The 21,637-nt window shown below is 60.2% G+C and carries 19 protein-coding genes; 5 read left to right on the forward strand and 14 right to left on the reverse strand.

What is annotated here, in order from left to right:
• The 4 genes from G5367_RS01620 (at position 1) to hypA (ending at position 2,770) form a co-directional block, all read left to right on the forward strand.
• Positions 1-252 carry a HypC/HybG/HupF family hydrogenase formation chaperone gene (locus tag G5367_RS01620; protein ID WP_021230224.1) on the forward strand — a complete coding sequence of 84 codons (252 nt, stop codon included), beginning with the start codon at positions 1-3 and terminating at the stop codon, positions 250-252.
• Positions 246-1,358, forward strand: coding sequence for a hydrogenase formation protein HypD (gene hypD, locus G5367_RS01625; protein WP_421293792.1), 1,113 nt, complete (start codon positions 246-248; stop codon positions 1,356-1,358). Before G5367_RS01620 ends, hypD begins: the two co-directional genes overlap by 7 nt.
• The gene (gene hypE / locus G5367_RS01630; RefSeq protein ID WP_421293793.1) at positions 1,355-2,359 is read left to right on the forward strand and encodes a hydrogenase expression/formation protein HypE; all 1,005 of its coding nucleotides are present in this window, start codon (positions 1,355-1,357) and stop codon (positions 2,357-2,359) included. Before hypD ends, hypE begins: the two co-directional genes overlap by 4 nt.
• A 69-nt stretch (positions 2,360-2,428) precedes the next feature.
• Positions 2,429-2,770 carry a hydrogenase maturation nickel metallochaperone HypA gene (hypA, locus tag G5367_RS01635; RefSeq protein WP_042658210.1) on the forward strand — a complete coding sequence of 114 codons (342 nt, stop codon included), beginning with the start codon at positions 2,429-2,431 and terminating at the stop codon, positions 2,768-2,770.
• On the opposite strand, the gene G5367_RS01640 is transcribed toward hypA, so the two are convergent.
• Positions 2,748-3,122, reverse strand: coding sequence for a hypothetical protein (locus tag G5367_RS01640; RefSeq protein WP_421293815.1), 375 nt, complete (start codon positions 3,120-3,122; stop codon positions 2,748-2,750). The two genes, hypA and G5367_RS01640, sit on opposite strands and share 23 nt — an antisense overlap.
• On the opposite strand from G5367_RS01640, the gene hypB reads away from it, so the two are divergent.
• Complete coding sequence (hypB, locus tag G5367_RS01645) at positions 3,009-3,905, forward strand: hydrogenase nickel incorporation protein HypB (protein ID WP_421293794.1); 897 nt, start codon at positions 3,009-3,011, stop codon at positions 3,903-3,905. The genes G5367_RS01640 and hypB overlap by 114 nt on opposite strands.
• A gap of 311 nt (positions 3,906-4,216) precedes the next feature.
• Here the strand turns inward: hypB and G5367_RS01650 are convergent, their stop codons facing one another.
• The 13 genes from G5367_RS01650 to G5367_RS01710 all read right to left on the reverse strand — a co-directional run bounded on the left by G5367_RS01650 (position 4,217) and on the right by G5367_RS01710 (position 21,443).
• Positions 4,217-4,858, reverse strand: coding sequence for an ATP-binding cassette domain-containing protein (locus G5367_RS01650; protein WP_421293795.1), 642 nt, complete (start codon positions 4,856-4,858; stop codon positions 4,217-4,219).
• The gene (locus tag G5367_RS01655) at positions 4,858-5,646 is read right to left on the reverse strand and encodes an ATP-binding cassette domain-containing protein (protein WP_421293796.1); all 789 of its coding nucleotides are present in this window, start codon (positions 5,644-5,646) and stop codon (positions 4,858-4,860) included. The genes G5367_RS01650 and G5367_RS01655 overlap by 1 nt, the downstream gene beginning before the upstream one ends.
• The gene (locus G5367_RS01660) at positions 5,640-6,455 is read right to left on the reverse strand and encodes an ABC transporter permease (RefSeq protein WP_198506205.1); all 816 of its coding nucleotides are present in this window, start codon (positions 6,453-6,455) and stop codon (positions 5,640-5,642) included. The genes G5367_RS01655 and G5367_RS01660 overlap by 7 nt, the downstream gene beginning before the upstream one ends.
• Positions 6,445-7,455: an ABC transporter permease gene (locus tag G5367_RS01665; protein ID WP_421243654.1), complete on the reverse strand. Its 1,011-nt coding sequence runs from the start codon at positions 7,453-7,455 to the stop codon at positions 6,445-6,447. The genes G5367_RS01660 and G5367_RS01665 overlap by 11 nt, the downstream gene beginning before the upstream one ends.
• Positions 7,440-9,050: an ABC transporter substrate-binding protein gene (locus G5367_RS01670; protein WP_421293797.1), complete on the reverse strand. Its 1,611-nt coding sequence runs from the start codon at positions 9,048-9,050 to the stop codon at positions 7,440-7,442. Before G5367_RS01670 ends, G5367_RS01665 begins: the two co-directional genes overlap by 16 nt.
• 140 nt (positions 9,051-9,190) lie before the next feature.
• A complete protein-coding gene (gene hybE / locus G5367_RS01675) occupies positions 9,191-9,721 on the reverse strand; it encodes a hydrogenase-2 assembly chaperone (protein WP_058059089.1) in 531 nt (176 codons plus the stop codon).
• Entirely contained in the window at positions 9,703-10,233 is a 531-nt protein-coding gene (locus G5367_RS01680) for a HyaD/HybD family hydrogenase maturation endopeptidase (RefSeq protein ID WP_041207560.1), read from the reverse strand. Before G5367_RS01680 ends, hybE begins: the two co-directional genes overlap by 19 nt.
• Positions 10,233-11,936, reverse strand: a complete 1,704-nt coding sequence (hybC, locus tag G5367_RS01685) for a hydrogenase 2 large subunit (RefSeq protein ID WP_058059088.1) — start codon at positions 11,934-11,936, stop codon at positions 10,233-10,235. Before hybC ends, G5367_RS01680 begins: the two co-directional genes overlap by 1 nt.
• Positions 11,933-13,120, reverse strand: a complete 1,188-nt coding sequence (hybB, locus tag G5367_RS01690) for a Ni/Fe-hydrogenase cytochrome b subunit (RefSeq protein WP_421243656.1) — start codon at positions 13,118-13,120, stop codon at positions 11,933-11,935. Before hybB ends, hybC begins: the two co-directional genes overlap by 4 nt.
• Complete coding sequence (gene hybA, locus G5367_RS01695) at positions 13,113-14,159, reverse strand: hydrogenase 2 operon protein HybA (protein ID WP_216978672.1); 1,047 nt, start codon at positions 14,157-14,159, stop codon at positions 13,113-13,115. The genes hybB and hybA overlap by 8 nt, the downstream gene beginning before the upstream one ends.
• 2 nt (positions 14,160-14,161) lie before the next feature.
• Positions 14,162-15,295 (reverse strand): hydrogenase 2 small subunit, encoded by a 1,134-nt coding sequence (gene hybO / locus G5367_RS01700; protein ID WP_216978671.1) that lies wholly within the window; start codon positions 15,293-15,295, stop codon positions 14,162-14,164.
• Positions 15,296-16,251: 956 nt separating this feature from the next.
• Positions 16,252-20,274 carry an ATP-binding protein gene (locus G5367_RS01705; RefSeq protein WP_421243657.1) on the reverse strand — a complete coding sequence of 1,341 codons (4,023 nt, stop codon included), beginning with the start codon at positions 20,272-20,274 and terminating at the stop codon, positions 16,252-16,254.
• Positions 20,271-21,443, reverse strand: a complete 1,173-nt coding sequence (locus G5367_RS01710; protein ID WP_216978669.1) for an HD domain-containing phosphohydrolase — start codon at positions 21,441-21,443, stop codon at positions 20,271-20,273. Before G5367_RS01710 ends, G5367_RS01705 begins: the two co-directional genes overlap by 4 nt.
• Positions 21,444-21,637 lie beyond the last annotated feature (194 nt).

Raw genomic sequence — 21,637 nt, forward strand, 5'->3', positions numbered from 1 at the left:
ATGTGTCTATCCATCCCCTCTCAGGTGGTGCAACTGCACCCCGAAGATAACTGCGTCACCGTCGACACCCTGGGGGTGCAGCGGCGCGTCAGCTGCATGCTGCTCGAAGAGCCTCTCAACATTGGCGACTATGTGCTGCTCCATATCGGCTTTGTGATGAGCAAGATTGACGAAGAGGAGGCGCAGGCCAGCCTCGAGAGCTTCCGCCAGATGGTGGCCCTGATGCCAGAGCAGGATATTTTGCCATGCTGACCCTCAATGATCTCTTTCAGGGCTTTCGCCAGCCCGAGGTGATCCGCGCCCTCGCCGCCCAAATTACCGAGCTTGCCAAAGATCTGCCCGAGCCGCTGCGGGTGATGGAGGTGTGCGGCGGCCATACCCACACCATCATGAAGTACGGCCTGCACCAGCTGCTGCCGGCCAGCATCGAGTTCGTCCACGGCCCCGGCTGCCCGGTCTGCATCATGCCCAAAGAGCGCATCGATCAGGCCATCGAGCTGGCTTGCCAACCGAACGTCATTCTGGTCACCCTTGGGGACATGATCCGGGTGCCGGGCTCCAAAGGCACATTGGCCCAACAGCGGGCCAAGGGGAGCGATATCCGCCCGGTCTATGACCCCCTCGATGCCCTGCATATCGCCCGTGAGAACCCGGACAAAACCGTGGTCTTCTTCGCCATCGGTTTCGAGACCTCTACCCCCATGACCGCCGCCTTGCTGGCTGCGGCTGAAGCTGAGGGGATTGAGAACCTGCTGTTTCATATCAACCATGTGTTGGTGCCCCCCGCCATTCATGCGGTGATGGCCGACGGGGTTGCCAAGGTGAACGCCTTTATCGGCCCCTCCCACGTCAGCGTCATCACCGGCGCCGATATCTACCTGCCTATCGTCGATCGCTATCAGGTGCCGGTGGTGGTGAGTGGCTTCGAACCAGTGGATGTGATGGAGGCGCTCTTGATGATGGTGCGCCAGAAGGTGGAGGGTCGCTACGCGCTGGAGGTGCAATACAGCCGCGCCGTCACCGCCAGTGGCAATAAAGCCGCCCAGCGGCTGGTCGAGCGCTTTTTCGAGACCCGCGAGCACTTTCGCTGGCGAGGTCTGGGGGATATCAACGCCTCCGCCCTGCGCCTGCGCGATGCCTTTGCCAAGCGCGATGCGGAGCGTCACTTTGCGCTCAGTCAGACTCCCATCGATGACCACAAGGCGTGCCAGTGCGCCGATATCTTGCGCGGCCTGGCCAAGCCAAACCAGTGCAAAGTCTTTGGCCGGGGCTGCACCCCGACCCAGCCCATGGGCAGCTGCATGGTCAGCTCCGAAGGGGCCTGCAATGCCTACTACCGATATATGGGGATCCAATGAGAGAAATTCAGTTAAGCCACGGCGGCGGCGGTGTGGAGATGAACCAGCTGCTCAATCAGCTCTTCTTTCGCCACTTTGGCAACGAGATCCTGCTGCGCGGTGAAGATGCCGCCCTGCTGCCGGTAAACGGCCCCGTTGCCTTCACCACCGACAGCTTTACCGTCTCGCCACTGTTCTTCGAGGGGGGCGATATCGGCAAGCTGGCCATCGCTGGTACGGTCAACGATCTCGCCATGATGGGGGCCAAGCCCGAGTATCTGAGCTGCAGCTTTATCATCGAGGAGGGTTTCCCCTACGCCGATCTCGCCCGTATCGTCGAGTCTATGGCGGCTGAACTTGCCAAGAGCGGTGCCCGTATCGTCTGCGGCGACACCAAGGTGGTGCCCAAGGGGGCGGCCGACAAGATCTTTATCAACACCAGCGGGGTCGGCACCTTCCCGCTGCCCGAACAAAGCAGGGGCATCTCGGTACGCAACCTCAAGGCCGGTGACGCCATTCTGGTGTCGCGGGATATCGGCAGCCACGGCGCCTGCATTCTGATGGCCCGCGACGCCCTGCAACTGGGCTCTGATCTGAAAAGCGACTGCACCACCCTCTGGCCGCAGGTCGAAGCGCTGCTAAAAGCGGGGATTACCCCTCACGCCCTGCGCGACGCCACCCGCGGCGGCCTTGCCGCCGTGCTCAACGAGTGGAGCAGCGCCTCCCAAGTGGCCATCGAGCTGGAGGAGTCCGCCATTCCGGTCTGCGATCCGGTGCGTGGCCTGTGCGAGCTCTACGGCTTCGAGCCCCATGATCTCGCCAACGAGGGGACCATGGTGCTGGCCCTGCCAGCCGAACAGGCGCAGGACGCGCTGGGCATCTTGCGGCAATTCAACCCCGCAGCCAGTCAGATCGGCGTGGTGCAGGCAAGCGATCGCCACAAGGTGATCCTCAATAACCCCTGGGGCAGTCGCCGTTATCTGGAGCTGCCGCAAGGGGAGCTGCTGCCGCGGATCTGTTGATCGGCCATGCCGTTCCGTCAATTACAGGGAGGAGTCACTGCTCCTCCCCATATGGGTTAAGGAGCCACCATGCACGAAATGTCTCTGGCCATGGCCGCCATCGATCTGGCGGCCGAACAGGCCACCCAGCGGGGCTTTAACAAGGTGACCGCCCTCTGGCTCGAGGTCGGCAGCTTCTCCTGCGTCGACCCGGACACCATTGCCTTCTGTTTCGAGGCCGCCGCCAAGGGCACCGCTGTCGAAGGGGCCCAACTGCACTTTCAGCATCAGGCGGCAGAGGCCTGGTGTTACGACTGCAACCAGACGGTCACCCTCACCGAGCGCGGGCAGGCCTGCCCCGGGTGTGGCGGATACAAATTACGAGTCGCGCAGGGTGATAGCCTGCGCATCACCGACATCGAGGTAAGTTGATATGTGTAGCGTATGCGGATGCGGCCAGGCGCGGATCGCCGGCCATGAGCACGATCATAAGCATCATCACGAACATGAACATCACTATGAACATGGTCATGAGCACGACCACCATCATAGTCATGACGCCCACCACCATCATGACCACGAGCAGGGTGCGCCGCGCACCCTGATCATTCACCACCACTATCACCATCAGGGAGATGTCCATCACCACTACCACGGGGTGCGAGCTCCCGTGGGCCATGATGGGCATGATCACCCCCATGAGCACCACCATGATTACCCCCACGACCATCATCATGATCATGCCCACTCTCATGAGCACGGTCATTCCCACGCACATCCCCATGATCACAGCCATGACCGCGACCATGACCATGACCATGACCATGACCATGACCATGACCATGACCATGACCATGACCACCAGCAGGGTGATCTGCACTATGGCAAAGGGGAAGCGGGATTGTCGGTTCCGGGCATGGGGCAGCGTCAGCTGATCGCCATCGAGATGGATGTGCTGGCCAAGAACAATGCGCTAGCGGCCCACAACCGCGAACACTTCACTGCCGCAGACCAGCTGGTGCTCAATCTGGTCTCTAGCCCGGGTTCAGGCAAAACCACTTTGCTGTGCGAAACCCTGCGCCAGCTGGCCGAAAAACGCCCCTGCGCCGTGATCGAAGGGGATCAGCAGACCAGCGCCGATGCGGATCGCATCCGTGCCACCGGCGTCCCTGCTGTGCAGATCAACACCGGCAAGGGCTGCCATCTGGACGCCAAAATGGTCCACGACGCCTGCCACCAGCTGCCCGCCAATGAAGGGGGCATCCTCTTTATCGAGAACGTCGGCAATCTGGTCTGCCCCGCCAGCTTCGATCTCGGCGAGAAGTACAAGGTGGCGATCCTCTCCGTCACCGAGGGGGAAGAGAAGCCGCTGAAATACCCGGACATGTTCGCCGCCGCACAGCTGATGGTGATCAACAAGATCGATCTGCTGCCCTACGTCAGCTTTGACGTGGCCCGCTGCATCGAGAACGCCAAACGGGTCAACCCCTATATTCAGGTGATCCAGGTCAGCGCCACCACAGGCGAAGGGATGGATGCCTGGCTCAACTGGCTGGCCGCGGCCTGAACCAGAACCGGTTAAATGCCGTTACCAGTGGCGGATAACAAGAGAGGGAGGCTAATGCCTCCCTCTCTTTTACCTGCGCACTTTGCCAACGATTCTCTCTGTACAGAATGGTCAGCGTTTCATACTCGCGCGCCCTCACCCTGGCCCTCTCCCCAGGGAGAGGGAACCGGTTTGTGGATGCTGGCAATAAGTTCGAAGTACGCGCACTGCGAGCATAACAACCAGCTTGTGTCCCCAAGCTTGGGGAGAGTCACCGTCTGCTCCCTTCTCCCCTTGCGGGAGAAGGGCTGGGGATGAGGGGGAACCAACTCTCAAGCTGCGCTTTCGGTCAGCTCCCCAGATTCGGGCTGCACCTCACCAAAGCGCAGCACCCGATGGCAGATCTGGCGCAGCAGTGCCTGCTGGTGGCTGAATATAACCATGCCAAGCCCGCGCTGCTCGCACTCAACCATCAACTCCCGCCAGAGTTGGCGCTGGATTTGCGGATCCAGCTGGGCGGTCACCTCATCGGCAATCAGCAACCGGGTGCGGGGATCGAGGGCGCGCAGCAACGCGATGCGGGCCAGCTCACCGCCGGAGAGCTGGCCGGGTTTACGACTGAGCCATTCAGGCTTGACCATAAAGCGGGCAAGCATGGCGTCATCGGGGCGCCATACATCCCAGAGCGCCTGCCCGGTGGTGCGATAGGGATTGAAGGTGAGCTCCGGGTGCTGGGGCACCAGCTGGATGGGGTTATAGCCTTTTACCTGTTCAGGCACCGGCTGCCCATCCAGCAGGATCTGCCCGCCTGCCCGAACAGGCTGCCAACTCGCCAATACCCGCCCCAGCGTGGTCTTGCCATAACCGCTCGGGGCGGAGATGCCGAGCCGTTCGCCCGCTTTCACCGTCAGCGATAACCCCTGCCAGAGGGGTCGCTCCCCCTGGGCGATAGTGAGATTTCGTACTTCAAACATCAGGAAACCTCCGGCACAGAGAAGAGCGCATTGAACTCGGGCAGCGCCTGCCAGTGGGCGCGGAGCATCTCGCTCCCCTGCCCCTGGCGCAGATGATGGCAACTCAAGGTATCGCTCACCTGCCCCTGATGCAGCGCCACGATGCGATCGGCAAAGCGGGCCGCCAGCGCCAGATCGTGGGTCACCCAGAGGATACCGCTGCCCTGATTGGCCAATTCACGCAACTGGCCGAGCAGCAGACAGGCCAGCCCCTCGTCGAGCCAGGCGGAGATCTCGTCTGCCAGAATGTAGCGGGCGCCGCCGAGCGCCGCAGTGCATGCCAGAATGCGCTTGGCCATGCCACCGGAGAGCTGGCGCGGGAATCTGTCCAGGGTGGTCGCGGGCAGCTGGTAGCGCAGCAGTTGCTCGCCGAGCCGCTCGCGAGAACAGCTCTGGCCGCAGAGGCGTGCCGCACGCCCCAGCTGACGCTCCACCGTCAGCAGCGGATTGAGGGCGCTCACCCCCTGCGGCACATAGCAGAGGGTGTGGCCGCGCAAACGGGCCCGGCTGGCATCACACAGGGGCACGCCATCGAGGGAGATGCTGCCGCGCATCCGCAGATTGTCCGGCAGCAATGTCAGAGCGCTTTGCAACAGTAGGCTCTTGCCCTCGCCGCTCCCCCCCACCAGCGCCACTATCTCCCCCGGCGCCAGTTGCAGGCTGATATCGGTCAGCAATGGCTGCCAGCTGCGCCGCCCCAGCCAGGAGTAGTGGGCTGCCTCTATGGTCACCTGGTCAAAACTCAGCATGGTTCACTCCTGTGCCACAGCAACTGTTGCAAGGCGCGGGTAGCCTGATCAAACAGCAGAACCAGCAGCAGCAACATCAGCCCCGGGAAGAGGGCCAGCCACCAGCCGCCACCGGCAAGATAACGCAACGCATCGGCCAGCAGCAGACCAAGCGAGGCCTCGTGGGCCGCCAGTCCAAAACCGAGAAAGCTCAAGGCGGCGCTGTGCAACACCGCATGGGGAAACATCAGCAGGGTGCCGATAAACCACTGGGGCAGCAGCCCCGGCAGCAAGTGGGTGCGCCAGCGACGCAGCGCCCCCATCCCCTGACAGCGGGCCAGCACCACATAGTCGCTGCAAGCGATCCGCCGCGCCTCGGCGCAGAGAATGAGCGCCAGCTTGGGCCAGTGGGTGAGCGCCACCGCCAGGATCACCCCGCGCATGCCGCCACCCACGGTAAAGCAGATCAAAATCAGCAGCAGCATATGGGGCAGCGCCAGCATGGCGTCGATCACCATTCGCACCGCCGCATCACATCTGGGATGAACGAGCGACACGCTTGCCGCCACCATGGCCAGCAGGCCACTGCAGAGCGCCGTGCTGATGCCAAGCTCCAGACTGGTGAGGGTGCCCTGAAAGGCCCGCAACCAGAGATCCCGCCCCATCTGATCGGTGCCGAACCAGTGGGTCAGCGAGGGGGCTTGCTGGCGCGCCAGCAGATCCATCGGCACATCCTGATGAGAGAGGCTCCAGCCGTAAGTGGCCAGCAGCGCCAATCCGATCAGGGCAAAACCCAGCCGCAGTATCGAGGGAAACGGATTAAACAGCATGCTCGCCCTCCCAACCCCGATTGATGCGCGCCAGCAGCAAACTGGCCACCGTGTTGCCAATAAAGACCAGCAGGGTGCAAAAGAGCACGATTCCCATCAGCAGGGGAATATCGCCCCTGAGCCCCGCATCCACGGTGGCCTGGCCGAGCCCCGGGTAGGAGAAGACCTTCTCGGCCAAGAGCGATCCGCCAATCAGTTCGCCAAGGGAGGCAAACTGCAGGCAGAGCGCTGGGGTCAGGGCATGGCGCAGCACATGAAAACGCAGCATGGGCCAGCCGCCATCCCCCTGAGCGCGGGCGTAGCGGATAAAGTCGCTATCCAGCACCTCGGCCACCCGCGCCCGGGTATGCAGGGCAATGTTGCCCACCCCGAGCAGCGCCAGGGTCGTCACCGGCAGCAACAGATGGCGCGCTCGCATAGCCCAATCTGCCTCATCGGCGGAGAGACCCGGCGTCCAGGCGCAGCAGACCGGCAGTAGTGGCCAATGCACCGCAAACAGGGCGAGCAGCAACAGGCCGACCCAGAAGGTGGGCAGGGAGGCGAGCAGGTAGGCAAAACGGCAAATCAGTCGATCGGGCCAGCGATTGAGATAGCGACCGGCGCAGAGGCCCAGCACAATGCCGAAAAAACCGGAGAGCAGCCAGGCGCCCGCCAGCAGTAGGAAGGAGGCAGCAAAGCGCTGGCCAATGACCTCACCCACCGGTGCGTTGTAGAGCATGGAGTAGCCGAGATCCCCCCGCAGCACCTGGTTGAACCAGTGCCAGTAGCGCAGCCAGAGCGGCTGATCCAGCCCCCAACGGGCGGCGATGCGGGCGTACTGCTCCGGCGGCACATGGAGCAGGTCGTTGCCGATATAGGCCTTGATGGGGTCGATGGGGGAGTAACTCAGCAGCACAAAGGTGGCGACCGAGACCAGACATAACAGCCCTGCCAGACGCAGCAGGGCTTTTAGCAACAGATAACCTGAATGACTCAAGGGCGAACTTACCGGCACGTCCACCGCCAATCCTGCAGGTTGTTGAGGAGTGACCAGCTACCGTGGATTTCCGGCGCCCCCTTGCCAAGGTCGATGCAACGGTTGGCGAGATAGGTGTGCTGCACGTTGAGCAGCCAAGCCCAGGCAGCATCTCCCTGCACTCCGGCGCCCGTTTTGCCATCCCACTCCACCTGCTGCCAGAACGGCACGGCCGCCTGCCAGTTCGGGGCATCCAGCGCCTGCTTGAGGTGGCCATCCACCACAGGGTTGCTGTAGTAGCCCGGATTGTAGAACTCCACGCCACCGGAGCCGCTCTGGTAGTGGTGATAGAGCTCCATGGGATCCAGACTCCCCCACCCCATCAGCACCGGATTGGCGTGCATCTCCCGCTCCACCTGCTCCCAGCTGCCGGACTTGAGGCTCACCTCAAGGCCAATGGGTTTGAGCATGGCGCGCACCGCTTCCGCCAAATCCCGGCGGGTGCTGTCGCCACTGGTGTACCAGAGGGTAAAGGCGGCGCGCAGGTCGCCCTTGTGGCGAACGCCGTCACTGCCCATTTTCCAGCCCGCCTCGTCGAGCAGGGCGTTGGCGTGAGCCGCATCCCCATCCTTGAAGGCGGTGGCTTTGTTTAGCCAGGGCAGGCCTTCTACCGCGCTGTAGGCGGGGATGGCGTGCCCCTCCAGCAGCTGGTCGGCCAGCAACTTGCGGTCGATGGCGTAGTTGATGGCACGGCGCACCGCCACGTCCGAGGTCACGTCGTTGCCGATGGGATAACCCTTGGCATCTTTTTTACCAGCAGCAGGAATGGGGAAGACGATACCGCGGTTCTCCACGCTCGGCCGCACCCACAGCTTGAGGGTGTCGGGTACGGTGGGCGCCAGCGACGGGGCGATACGCACCACATCGAGCTGGCTGCTCTGGGCAGCGGCATAGGCGCTCTCTTCATCGATAAAGACAAACACCAGCCGTTTGAAGTCATTGTTGCCGCCGGCGTAATAGGGGTTCGCCTCCACCACCAGTTGCTGGCCGGGCAGGAAGCTTACCAGCCGGTAGGGGCCGGCGCCGACCGGCTTTTGGGCATATGCTTTTGCGTCGTAATCCTGCTTCGACACTATCCCCAAAGATCCCAGCACGTTGACAAAGGTGCTCTGGGGGGCACTCAGGGTGATGGCAACCTCGGTGGGTGAGAGCACCTTGGCCGAGACAAAGTTGCCCATGTCGATCTTGCCGCCGCCCTTGGCTGCGCTGTTGTAGGTAAAGGCCACATCTTCGGCGGTGAGCGGCGCACCGTTGGAGAATTTCAGGTCAGGCTTGAGGGTAATGAGCCACCCCTTGCCATCCTTGCTCGGGGTCACCGCTTGGGTGAGCACATTCTGCCAACTGAGATCTGCGTTCTGCTTGAGCAGCGGACTGTGCAGCAGCAGGTAGCTGCCGTGGCTCCAGCCGAGCAGAGGGTCAAACCCTTCGGTGGGTTCAGCTCCGATGGCGAGCTTGAGCTCGGCAGGCACAGGTTGGGCAGCGGCCAGCGCCGCGTGAGAGGCGGTGCCCAGCAGCAGAGTCAACAGGGCGGCAGCACTGGTGCCACAGTAATAGCGAAGAGAATTGCGTGGAACAGTCATGGGGATCCTTCTTGTTTTGTACCACTCACGGATCATCACTCAAAAAAGAGGTGGAATGCGTGTCTGAACATGGGAGTGAGGGGCCAAAATGGCCCCCTATTCTAAACTTGATTTCGCGTGAAACCTAGCGACTATGCCGGTTAACCGCGCCGGGCACCGAATAGCCGCCTGCGACCCAGATCCACGCCGCCAGCCCCTTGCTGCACCGGCAAGGAGAGCAGCATCTTGAGGGTGCTGCCCACCAGTGCTCGCCCCTCCCCGGCACCGAGATGGGGATCGAGCGGCGACATCAGGGAGCAGGACAGCAGCTGACCACTTTCGGGCAATTCACCCACCATAAAGGTCATGTTGCCGCAGGGGAGCTGCAGGGCGAGCCGATCGCTGTTGCTGCGTACCGGCCAGAGTTGATCCGGCCCCGGCAGCACCACCACGCTCAACATCCAGGGGGTGAGCACGCAGCCAAGCCACTGACCTTCAAACAGCACGCACTCCGCCACTATGGGCATGCTGGCGTGATAGAAGGGCAGCGCCTGCATCTCTTCGCGAGCGATCCGCTCGTACTGGGCTACCAGCAGAGGCGCGGGATTGCTGGCAAAACCGGCAAACTCCTGCACTGTCTCCGGTACTATCTCCAGCACTCTCTCAGCCTCGCTTAAATGGGACTGCGCCATAAACCCTCCCGCGCTTGTTCAGCTTTCTCCTGCTCAGAGAGTGCAATGGCGGGCGCGCCAACGGCGGCCAGCAGGGTCAAAATCCGATCCGTCGCCTCCCCCATGGCAGCCGCCACCACAGGGGTGAGGCCGATGCGGGGCTCGAGGGATTCGGGCTCGACCCCGATCAGGGTGAGCCGCTTGGGCGACTCCCCCGTCATGTGCAGCGCCGAGAGCACGTCCGCCAGCCCCAGTTGGTGCGGGGAGATCTTGCGGCCAAACAGGGTCGGGATCTCCTCATCCTTCAGAGTCACCACTGTGCCCGGCGGATTACCGCTGCGCACCGCATCAACCAGAATGATGTGATCGCGACTGGCCATCGCTTCGAGCAACTCCATGCCGGCGGTACCGCCGTCGAGCAGCTCGATGCCCGGGGCGAAACGGTATTCGCGCCCCAGCCCCTCAACGATGCGCACGCCGACGGCCTCGTCACTCAAGAGCAGGTTGCCCACGCCCAGGATCAGGGTGTTCATCACAACACCTTCACCTGAGTCGTTTCGCCATTTTGGGTATCCACCACATGCACCGCACAGGACATGCAGGGGTCGAACGAATGGACGGTGCGAACCACCTCCAGCGGTTTGGCCGGATCGGCCACCGGGGTGCCTACCAGCGATTGTTCGTAGGGGCCGGGTTCATCGTTGAAGTTGCGCGGACCCGAGTTCCAGGTGGAGGGCACCACCGCCTGATAGTTCTCGATCTTGCCGCCCTTGATGACGATCCAGTGGGAGAGCATGCCGCGCGGCGCCTCTTCAAAGCCCACTCCGCGAAACTCCTTGTCCGCCGGGATCTCCGCCTTGATATAGGCAGTGGTGTCCCCCTTGCCGATGTTGTCCACCAGCGCCTTCCACTGATGGGAAAGGGTGTCTTTGAGCACGCAGCAGCGCACCGCGCGGCCGATGATGCGGCCCATGGTGGAGTGCAGCTGCTCGGTCTTGATGGCCGAGCCGGTGAGCGCCTTGTAGATGCCGTTCAGCTGATCGAAGTGCGCCACCGTCTCCGGGTGTTTGGCGGCCAGTTTCACCAGCAAGTCTGCGAGAGGACCCACCTCCACCACCTTGCCGTAGAAGGTGGGGGACTTGACCCAGGAGTACTTGCCGTCATCCTGCCAGCCGGTGTAATCGGGCTCGGTCTTGCCATCCCAGGGTTTGAGGGGCTCGTCATCCTTGTACCAGGCGTGCTTGTTGCTCTCGGCGATGCCATCCATCAGCCAGCCATCCTGATGGCTCTCGATAGGGCGATAACCCGCCAGATTGCCATTCTCGATATAACCGCCCGGCATCAGGAAGCTGCCGCCGTTGGCGTCGGTGGGTAGCTCCGGCACGCTCAGGTAGTGCTTGGCCCCCTGCCCCAGCGTCAGCCACTCGGGATAGTGCGCGGCTATGATGGCGGCATCCACCTTGTAGACCTGCTCGATAAACTCGCCGAGCCGGTCGATAAAGCTCTTCACGTAGAGCAGTCGTTCCAGGTTGAGCACGCTCGGCGCATCCAGATTGATGGGGTTGGCCACGCCGCCCACCGCCAGATTCTGGATGTGGGGGGTCTTGCCGCCGAGAATGGCGACAATACGGTTGGCATCGCGCTGGCACTCCAGTGCCTGCAGATAGTGGGCCACGGCGATGAGGTTCACCTCCGGGCTCAGCTTCATCGCCTTGTGACCCCAGTAGCCGTTGGCGAAGATGCCGAGCTGGCCACTCGCCACCAGCGCGCGGATCTTGTCCTGCACCTTGGTCAGCTCGTCGGCACTGTTAAGGGACCAGGTTGATACCCCCTTGAGCATGTCCGCCGCTTTTTGCGGATTGGCCTCAAGGGCCGCGGTGATATCCACCCAGTCCAGCGCGGAGAGCTGGTAGAAGTGGACGATGTGATCGTGGATGTTGTGGGCCGCGATGATGAGGTTGCGGATGTACTGGGCGTTGACCGGTACCTTGGCGCCGATGGCGTTCTCCACCGCCCGCACCGAAGCGATGGCGTGAATAGAGGTACATACCCCGCAGATGCGCTGCACTATCATCCAGGCATCGCGCGGGTCGTTGCCCTTGACGATCTCCTCCATGCCGCGCCACATGGTGCCGGACGACCAGGCCTTGGTCACTTTGCCGCCTTCGATTTCGCAGTCGATACGCAGGTGCCCCTCAATGCGGGTGATGGGGTCTATGGTGATACGTTGGCTCATACGTTGGCTTTCCCTCGGGCCTGATAATCTTGGTGAACACGTTCAAGTGATGGCAGTACCGGCAGCAGCCGGATCAACAGCAAATAGGCACACACCTCGATGGCAACAAAGCCCAAGGAGATCAGCACCTCCTCCGCGGAGGGGAAGTAGTGGTAGCCATTGCCGGGGTTGAAGGCGAGCAGGGAGTAGTCCAGTCGCCAGAGGGCTGCGCCCAGCAGCATGCTGAGGGCCCCCAGGAACAACATGCGCGAATCCCGGCGGCTCTTGTCCCAGTGGAACACCAGCAGCGGGAAGATCATCAGCGCGATCTCGCTCCAGAACATGATGGAGTAACGATTGAGCTCGGAGAGGTATTCCGACTTGTCGTGGATGACGATCTCGGCAAAGCGCAGCGCCACAAACAGGATCAGGAAGATGTCGATCACCTGGGTCAGTTTGTAGAAGAGCGGCTTCTCGTTGGGGCCCCGCCCCGCCAATCCGGCCTGCACCAGGGATCCTTCAAACACCACGATGGAAAAACCCATGATGAATGCGGTCAGAAGCGAAAAGACCGGCAGCAGCTCGTAGCTTTGCCAGAGCGGATGGATCTTCTCCCCCGCCACTATCATCAACGAGCCCATGGAGGATTGGTGCATGGTGGGCAGCAGGGCCCCCAGCGCCAGGATGAAAAACATGATCTTGTTGAGTCGCACCATGGAGCTCTTCCAGCCGAACTTCTCCAGCAGCACGGGCGCAAACTCCAGCGCCATCACCCCGATATAGATGGTCATGCAGACCGCCGTCTCGAACAGCACCGATGAGGTGTTGAAGTGACCGGGCAGGTAGAAGTACGGCAGGTTCCAGTAACGCCCCACGTCGATGGTGATGGAGAGACCACCGAGCGAGTAGCCAAACAGGCTCGCCAACAGGGCCGGTCGCACCAGCGGGTGATACTCACCCCGGTTGAACACATAGACAGCCCAGGCCAGCGCCCAGCCACCGCAGGCGAAACCGGTACCGATCAAGAGATCGAACGAAATCCACAAACCCCAGGGATAACCGCCATTCAAGTCGGTGACCGAGCCCAATCCGAGGATGAGACGTTTGAGGATCAACATGCCGCACAGGATGACGAACGGCGCCAGCACCAGTACAGGCCAGCTGACCAGCTTGCCGCCGAGGGGATACGCCTTGTGATTACTCATGATCCTTGCCTCCCTTTGTGGAGCCCTGACCCTTGATCTGCGCACTCCCCTGATCATGGCCATCATCATGATGGTGATCGTGACCATTCTTGGTGTTGCGACGGATAAGCACCGAAAGGCCGGTCAGCACCACCATGGGCAGCACCATCCCCTTGTAGAGGGTGTGCTGGATATGCTCGGAGCGGGCACCGGAGGAGAGCTCCGGCAAGTCGGGCATGTCGAGCTTGGTATAGGGCACCCCGGCCAGCACCAGCACCTGGGTGCCGCCCCCCTCCTTCTCGCCATAGACGTAGGGCTGGTAATTGGGCACTTCGTGCAGGTAGGGGTCGTTGGCCTTGAGGGTCTGGCGCGGATAGGCATATTCACTGCCCGGAGTCGCCAGCAACCGGCGCTTGGCCTCGGCCATCAGCTCCTCGCGGGTGCCGAAGATGACGGCGCCGGTGGGGCACACCTCGACACAGCCGGGCAACTTGCCCTGATCAATTCGCTCAAGCCCCTTCTGGTTGCAGAGCTCGCACTTGTGGATCGCCCCCAGCGGATTGTCATAGTCATATTTGGGTACATCGAACGGGCAACCCACCATGCAGTAGCGGCAACCGGTGCAGACGCTCGGGTCGTAGTGAACGATGCCGGTCTTGGGATCTTTTTTAAGAGCCTGCACCGGACAGACAGAGACGCAGTTGGGATCGACGCAGTGCATGCACTGCTTCTTGATGTAGGCATAGCCATCCACCAGCTGATCCTTGTGCTCGCCAGTGCCGCTTTTCCACACCTGAATGATGTTGTTGGTGTAGGGGGTCAGCTTGTCGTTGTTGGACCAGGTCTGCGCCCCTGCCGGGTTGACAGGATTGCCATTGAGGCGCTGACACTCCGCCACACAGGCCTGACAGCCGACGCAGAGGGTAGAGTCGTAGAGCATGCCGAGCGCGCCGGGAATGGGCGGCTTGTTCTCGGCCGCCGCCAATGCGCTGCCGGAGACGGTGGTGCCCGCCGCCAGCGCGCCGACGGAGGCAAATTTGAGGAAGTTGCGTCTGTTCACGGTCACTCCTCCCGTGATGGGTGCTGCCCGGCTTCGTGGCGCTTCTGCTGGCGACCGAGTTCACGCACCGTCATCAGACTCACCCCGACCAGCACCCCGAGGGCGCCACCGATCAGGCCGGTCGCGGTGGGCGAGGTATAGCCCCCCTCCTGGATCTTCACATCTGGTTTATCCACCCTCGGAGTCGGGTTCTCGACCTTGGCGAGCTGGAAGATCCCCTTGCTAAAACCGACCCCCTGCTCGTTGCAGCCATAACAGGGGTGACCGATGCCGACCGGCCAGATGCCGCCGCCCACATCGCAGAACTCCAGGGTCGAGCAGTTGCCGTAGGTCTCCGGCCCCTTGCAGCCCAGATGGTAGAGACACCAGCCCTGACGGTGCCCCTCATCGCCAAACTCCTTGGCAAAACGCCCTGCGTCGAAGTGCGGACGACGCTCGCAGTTCTCGTGGATCAGTCGCTCATAGGCAAACAGCGGACGTTTCTTGCTATCCAGCGCTGGCAGCTTGCCGTAGGTGATGTAGTAGGCAACCGTGGTGAGGAAGTTGTGAGGATTGGGCGGGCAACCCGGGATATTGATGATGGGGGTGCCGATATTGCCGAGCGCCTCTTCAAGGCTGACAGCGCCGGTCGGGTTGCCACCACTGGCAGGGACGCCACCCCAGGCTGCACAGGAACCAATGGCAATGACGGCAGCCGCATCGGCAGCCGCACGGCGAATATGGTCGACGATGGGCTCACCGGCCACCATGCAGTAGACGCCACCATCCTTGAGCGGAATGGAGCCATCCACCACCAGCACATACTTGCCTTTATAGCGCTTGATGGCGTTGTGCTTGTTCTCTTCCGCCTGATGACCAAAGGCCGCCGAGAGCACCTCGTGGTACTCCAGCGAAATGGTATTGAGGATCAGGTTCTCGATGGTGGGGTGCGTGGCCCGCAGCAGCGACTCGGTACAGCCGGTGCACTCCTGCGCCCCTATCCAGATCACCGGCGGCCGCTCGGGGCTGGTGAGCGCAGTGGCCATCTTGGCGACGGCATTCTGACTTAATCCCAGGGTTGCGGCCATCCCGGCACACAATTTCATAAAATCACGGCGATTAATCCCATGAGCCGATAAAAAATTATCCTCGACCATTCTTCTTATTCCCGTAGTGAGCACTTGTTTGGTAAATGCTTAATAGGAGAAATGCTAAGGACTCACCCACATCACAGTATTGATCTCTATCAACTTCGACCGGCTTACCCCTATTTCCATAGCGAGCCACATCACAAACGAAATCAATTACCCCCAAAGAGATATTTGGCTGCTTAATAAATTTTATGCACTTAATTGGATATAAAATAATTAATCACCGCATCTCCCTCTCTTTCGCTGCGAGCCAAATTAACATGACTGAAATCTTGGCTGTACCGCTTATTTAACAATACTGATGCCCACCAATAAATAATCCATTGAATATATCTTTACTCATCTCATTGCATATTCCATACAGTCATCCATGGGACAACCTCCTGACTTGCCTCCCCATACCAGAACGGTCTCTCGGCCAGCTACCACCGGTAGCAAGCACGGCCTGCACGGCACGATTTACCTGAATGTCGCTTGGTTTCAGCTTGCATTTTTCCTGCACTGCAGGGCGATGATTCCTCCTGCTAGCCCACACAGCATAACCTCACCCAGCGTCCCTGACACTTAACACAGCTTAATGAAAAGATGCCGCCTAGCTATGCATATCAGTACGACTTCCCCCACTCTTTATTGTATTGGATGCTGGTGAGTAAAATATCGCGTTCACTGATATGTTTACGCATCATCGTGAATCTGCATTCAAATTAACAGTGAGAGAAATGGCAAGTTGGACGGCTGCGGCAACATAGTTATCATATTTAAATCGAGATATATTTGCTCATCCGGTTACAGATGTTACCGCCCACAGTCACACTATTTACCTTCACGTCACCCTGCGTAATTAACCAGAGCGTAAATATCCATATTCATCGATATGGATGATAATTATTCTTGTTCAATGGCAACGAAAAGAAATGGGTAGGGGTGACGATGATCATGACAAACGATCAATGTATTAATCATCAGCCGAGCAGTGGCTCCAGCAACTGCAACGCCTGATCGAACTCAAACTCGTTGACCACCCGACTCACCTCTTGAAACGCAGCCCGCAGCTGCAATTCACTGCCAGCCAGATCAGCCTCTATCTGCTGACAGAGCGCCAACGCCTGGGCATCGCTCTGTGCCAACAAGGCCTTCAACTGCCGCAGTTGCAACGCCAGCATCTCGGCATCGATACCCCGGGAAGTTACCACCGCCATGGGGGACGATGCCAGCACAGCTTCCAGCCCAGACAACAGCGGCATCAGCTCTGCCATCAGGGATGGCAAGCGGGTTGCAACCCCTGCGTAATCCGCCTCTTCACAGGCGCGCTCGAGCAGCGCAGCCTGTGCCGCCACACCGGTTGCGCCTATGGTGCTGGCACTGCCCTTGAGGGTGTGAGCCAGACGCCGGGCCGTCCCCTTGTCATCCGAGGCCCACGCTGAGTGGAAACTGGCTTCAAATCCCTGCTGTCCCTGGCAGAAACGCTGCAACATATTTCGGTAGAGCACACTGTCCCCCCCCATTACTGCCATGCCCCGTTGTACATCAAGACCGAGCACATCTTGCCAAGGGGTCACATCGTCTGACACCTGCGAGTTGCTAGCGGCTCCCAGCGGTCTGGCAGGTTTAATCCAGTGCGAAAGGGTCGCCAGCAACAGCGACATATTCAAAGGCTTGGCGATATGAGCATTCATGCCGGCCGCCAGCGCCTTCTCTTTATCTGTGGCCATGGTGCTGGCAGTCATGGCGATAATGGGGATCCCGGACAGCGCCGGATCGGCGCGGATCAACCGGGTCGCGGTATATCCGTCCATCACCGGCATCTGGCAATCCATCAGGATGCCGTCAAACCCGCGATCTTGCGCCAGCAGGGAGAGCGCTTGCGCCCCATCACAGGCACAGACCAGCGTGATCTGCTCCTTGCCCAACAGAGCCAATGCCACCTCCCGGTTCATGTCGTTATCATCTACCAGCAGCAGACGAGCCCCCGCCAGCCCATGACCGGGCAGCGCCACCGGATGATGAGGGCTTGTATCAGATAACGCCTCCCCCGCGACGGCGTTGCCACTCAGCGCCTGGCTCAATGCCTGCGGAGTAAACGGATGGGCAAGTACATCACCCGGCGACAGCCCCTGCACCGCGACATGACTGGCAACCAGTGCAGGATCGCCAGAGGTGATCAGCAAGATCGCGGGCGACACTGCCAGCATGGCAATCTCCTGCAACACCTCTGACAACCAGCTCTCCCCCTCCTGCCAGCCCAGCACCACTCGCTCACAGGGTTTACCCGCCGCGATACCTTGATGCAGCAGTGCCAGCACTGCTGCGGGAGCGTCCGCGTAGACAAGCTCAACCGGCTGCGCCGACAGCTGGTGAAGGATGGCTGCTCGCGAAGCAGGGTGCTGCTCCAGCAACATCACTCGCCGTGGCGCCAGCGGCATCTCAACACATTGCTCTTGCTGCTTATCCTGATCCGCCACGATCGCAAGCCGAATACGGAAGTGGAACCCGCTGCCCTGCCCAAGGGTACTCTCCACCCGGATCTCCCCATCCATCAGCTTCACCAGATTGTTTGTGATGGCCAAACCAAGGCCGGTGCCACCATATTTGCGGGTGGTCGAGCTGTCAGCCTGCTCAAAGGAGTGGAAGAGACGCTGACACTGCTCTGCCGTCATGCCGATACCGCTATCCTGGACACAGCCCTGCAGCCAGATCGCACCATCATTCTCGTCACTGCGTGCCAGCCGGACAATCACCTCTCCCTGCTCGGTAAACTTGATAGCATTGCTGGTCAGGTTGAGCAGGATCTGGCCAAGTCGCAGGGGATCACCGCGCAAACGCTCAGGCAGATCACCAGCCAAATCGAACAGCAGCGCCAGCCCCTTTTCCCGCGCCCGAAACGCCGTCAGATCAGCTAGCCACTCGAATACCTCGTTGAGCCGGAAATCCACCTGCTCCAGTTGCAACTTGCCCGCCTCCATCTTGGAAAAATCGAGGATGTCGTTGAGGATCCCCAGCAAGTTGTTCGCCGCACGGTCTATTTTGCTTACATAGTTATGCTGCTCGGGGGAGAGGCTGGTTTGTAGCGCCAGATGGACCATTCCGATGATGGCATTCATCGGCGTGCGGATCTCATGGCTCATGTTGGCCAAAAATTCGCTCTTGGTTCGGGTGGCGTCTTCGGCGATCCGCCGGGCTTCAAGCATGGCGTCCTCCGCCTGCTTGCGGTCGCTGAAATCGAAGATGATCCCGTCCAGATAGGCGGCCTTACCATTTGCGTCATAGGTAGCGAGCCCGATGGAGTAGACCCAACGGATCTGGCCCCAGCGATCGAAGATGCGATACTCGTTGATATATTGCCGATGTCCGGCAATCGCCTCGATGGTGTTGCGGTTGCTCAGCTCGAGATCATCGGGATGGATCAAGTCAACAAAATCGCGACTGTTACCATCACCGACAAAATCGCTGGCAGGATAGCCAGTCAATTTCTCCGCCTCGTCGCTGACGAACAACATGGTCCAGGGGGGATGAGGCAAACAGCGATAGACCATACCCGGCACGTTGCGCACCATGGAGTGGATCCGTTGTTCGCTCTCATGCAATCGCTGGCGATCCGCCGCTATCCGATCATGGGCCTCCCGCATGGCCTGCTCGGCAGCACGGATCGGGGTGATGTCGACCAGGCTGCCGACCGCACCGCTTCGCTCGCTCTCGGCAAGTTCAATTCCCGAAAGAAAATAGAGCATGTCCATAGGACGCCCATCCTGCGAGAACATACGCACTTCATGCTGTGTTCTGACCTGACTGCCAACCACCCTCTGTATGGTGCTGTCCTTATCTGCCTCATCCAGTACAGCCAGCTGGGGCAGCTCAGCCAGCCGCTTGCCCTCGACTGGCTGGACACTGCCAAATGCGCTGGTAAAAGCGCGATTTACGCCCAACAAACAACCCTGATTGTCGGTATAGAAGAGAGGATGTGGCAGGGTATCGATCAATGCCTGTTGAAAGGCAAACTGCTCGTTGCGCTCGCGAATGCTGCGGCGACGCAACATCCGGCCCTGCCAGAGCAGAGCAGATATCAGACAGATCAACAGAGCTGTGCCGAACAAGGCCACTCGCCGCCATCCTGATACGGCCTGCTCAGCATTACCCAGTAACAGCAGCGTCCATTGCCCTTTAGCATCGTGCCACTCGATGGGCAGGCGGCTTACCAGATAGCTTTCCTCCCCTATCCTCACCTCACTGCCATCAAGCACAGGCAGGATCACCGGCTGGCGATCCGCTGCAAAATAATGTCCGTACTGGCGAGATGCCAAGAGCTGCTGCTGCCTTGCGGCAGAGTTTGGCCCCACCACTGCCATTTGCCAGTCACTCTTGTTGCTGGCCATCACCACACCATCTGGCGAGACCAACAAGCCGATGGTATTACCCCACCCTGCCAGAAAGGTATCGAGCAGTGTCATCTCGTAACGAGCCACCACCACTCCGGAAATTTCGCTTCCTTGCGCCCGATCGTGAGAAACTGGCGCAGCAACATAGATCATCCGCTTGCCGGTATTGAGGCTCACCCCGGCATCCACCGTTTCCATCCCCCTGATCCCTTGCCTGAAGTAAGAGCGAAAAGATACATCCTGCCCAACAACATGTCGGCCGAGCGCATCCCAGTCACGGACGATCACCCCTGCCTTGTTGGTAACAAAGGCATGATTGGCTTTCACCCCTTGCGCCAGTACCTGCAGTGCCTCGCTGGGGCTCAGGTCCCCCCGCTCAAGCAGTGACGATTGCTGGATCTCGCGGTTGAGACGGCCAGCCAGTTGAACGGCCCCCATCCCCTTGCTTGAGAGGGTCAATTGCTGCAGATTCTCGCCCTCGCGCTGAATGCGGGTATCCAGCGACTGGCGATACTCCTGCCGCTCCAGTTCCAGATAGAAAGCATCGACCAGACTGGCCACCATCAAGGAAAGCAACAACACGGCGACCATATGCCAAAGACGGGATTTCATGGTGTATGGCATGCTCCGTCAGCCACTCCGCCAAGCGGCGGGAATGTCGGCGCCAGAGCGACAAAACAATCCAGCAGCAGAGGATCAAACTGGCTGCCTCTCCCAGCCATCATTAGTGCCAGTGCCTGCTCGCGGGAGAAAGGCGGACGATAGGGTCGTTCACTAAGCAGAGCACCATATACATCGACGATAGCCATCAGGCGCGCTACCAACGGGATCTTTTCTCCCGCCAGACCATCGGGATAGCCGTTGCCATCCCAGCGCTCATGATGATGACGAGCCAATATCCCGGCGAGGGCAAACCCGGTGAGTAGCCTATTAGTACTGTTATCAGCACAACACTCTTCCCCCAGGTTCTCAGAGGCGACAGACTCCTCAACCCACCCCGCCAACCGGGCGATCGCAACTTCTCCCCACTCAGGATGGCGGACGATCTGCTCACGCTCTGACAGAGTCAGTGGCGCAGAGTTACACTGGACGGTTTCCGGAACACTTAACATCCCCACATCCCTCAGCAAAGCGGCCTGATAAAGCAGCTCGAGATCGAGCCCAGCCAACGCATCCCGATAGTGCGACTGATTTACCAGCTGGCTAACCAGCGCTTTGAGGCAGGATTGGGTGTAAAAGACATGAGGTTGCACATCAAGGACACGCTGCGCGGCAAACGTAGCCAGCAACAAAGCGGCACCCTGTGCAAGGGCGTGATGAGGCGTTGCTTGCCCGGCATGCTGACACGCCAGCTGGTGACGAGATGCACGCAGTTGATCCGCCGCTCGCTTGAGCATCAGGTGAGTGTCGATGCGGGCCAACAGGATCGGCGGGCTGATGGGTTTGGTAATGTAGTCCGCGGCACCTAGTGCAAATCCCTGCCGCTCATCCTCGATCTGCGCCATGGCGGTCAGAAAAATCACCGGGATTTCGCTTGTCTTTGGATCGGCTTTCAGTTGACGGCACACCTCATGTCCATCCAGATCCGGCATCATGATATCGAGCAGCACAAGGTCGGGAGGCGTGTCGGCAAGGGCTATCTCCAGCGCCTTGCGACCCGTGGTTGCCAGCTTGATGATATAGCGAGCACTGAGCAGTGCATTCATCAAATTGAGGGTGCCGGTATCATCATCAACCACCAGCACCACAGGACGAATTGCGTCCAGGGCAAGATGTTCCATATCTTGTGATTCTCCCTGCCATGATGGAAGGCTGTGAACCTTTACAGCCCTTCTCACACCATAACGGATCCACCGGCTGGCAGCCATGGCAACCCGGTTGAAATATGCGGTCTAACCAATGGAGTCAACAGTTGGCCAAGAAGACAGCGGATATGTGATTGCGGCAGTTTTGTTGCGTCACAGGATGGCTTACG

Origin of the sequence: Aeromonas sp. 604282, from assembly GCF_049170575.1 — a bacterium.
Lineage (GTDB): Bacteria > Pseudomonadota > Gammaproteobacteria > Enterobacterales > Aeromonadaceae > Aeromonas > Aeromonas veronii_A.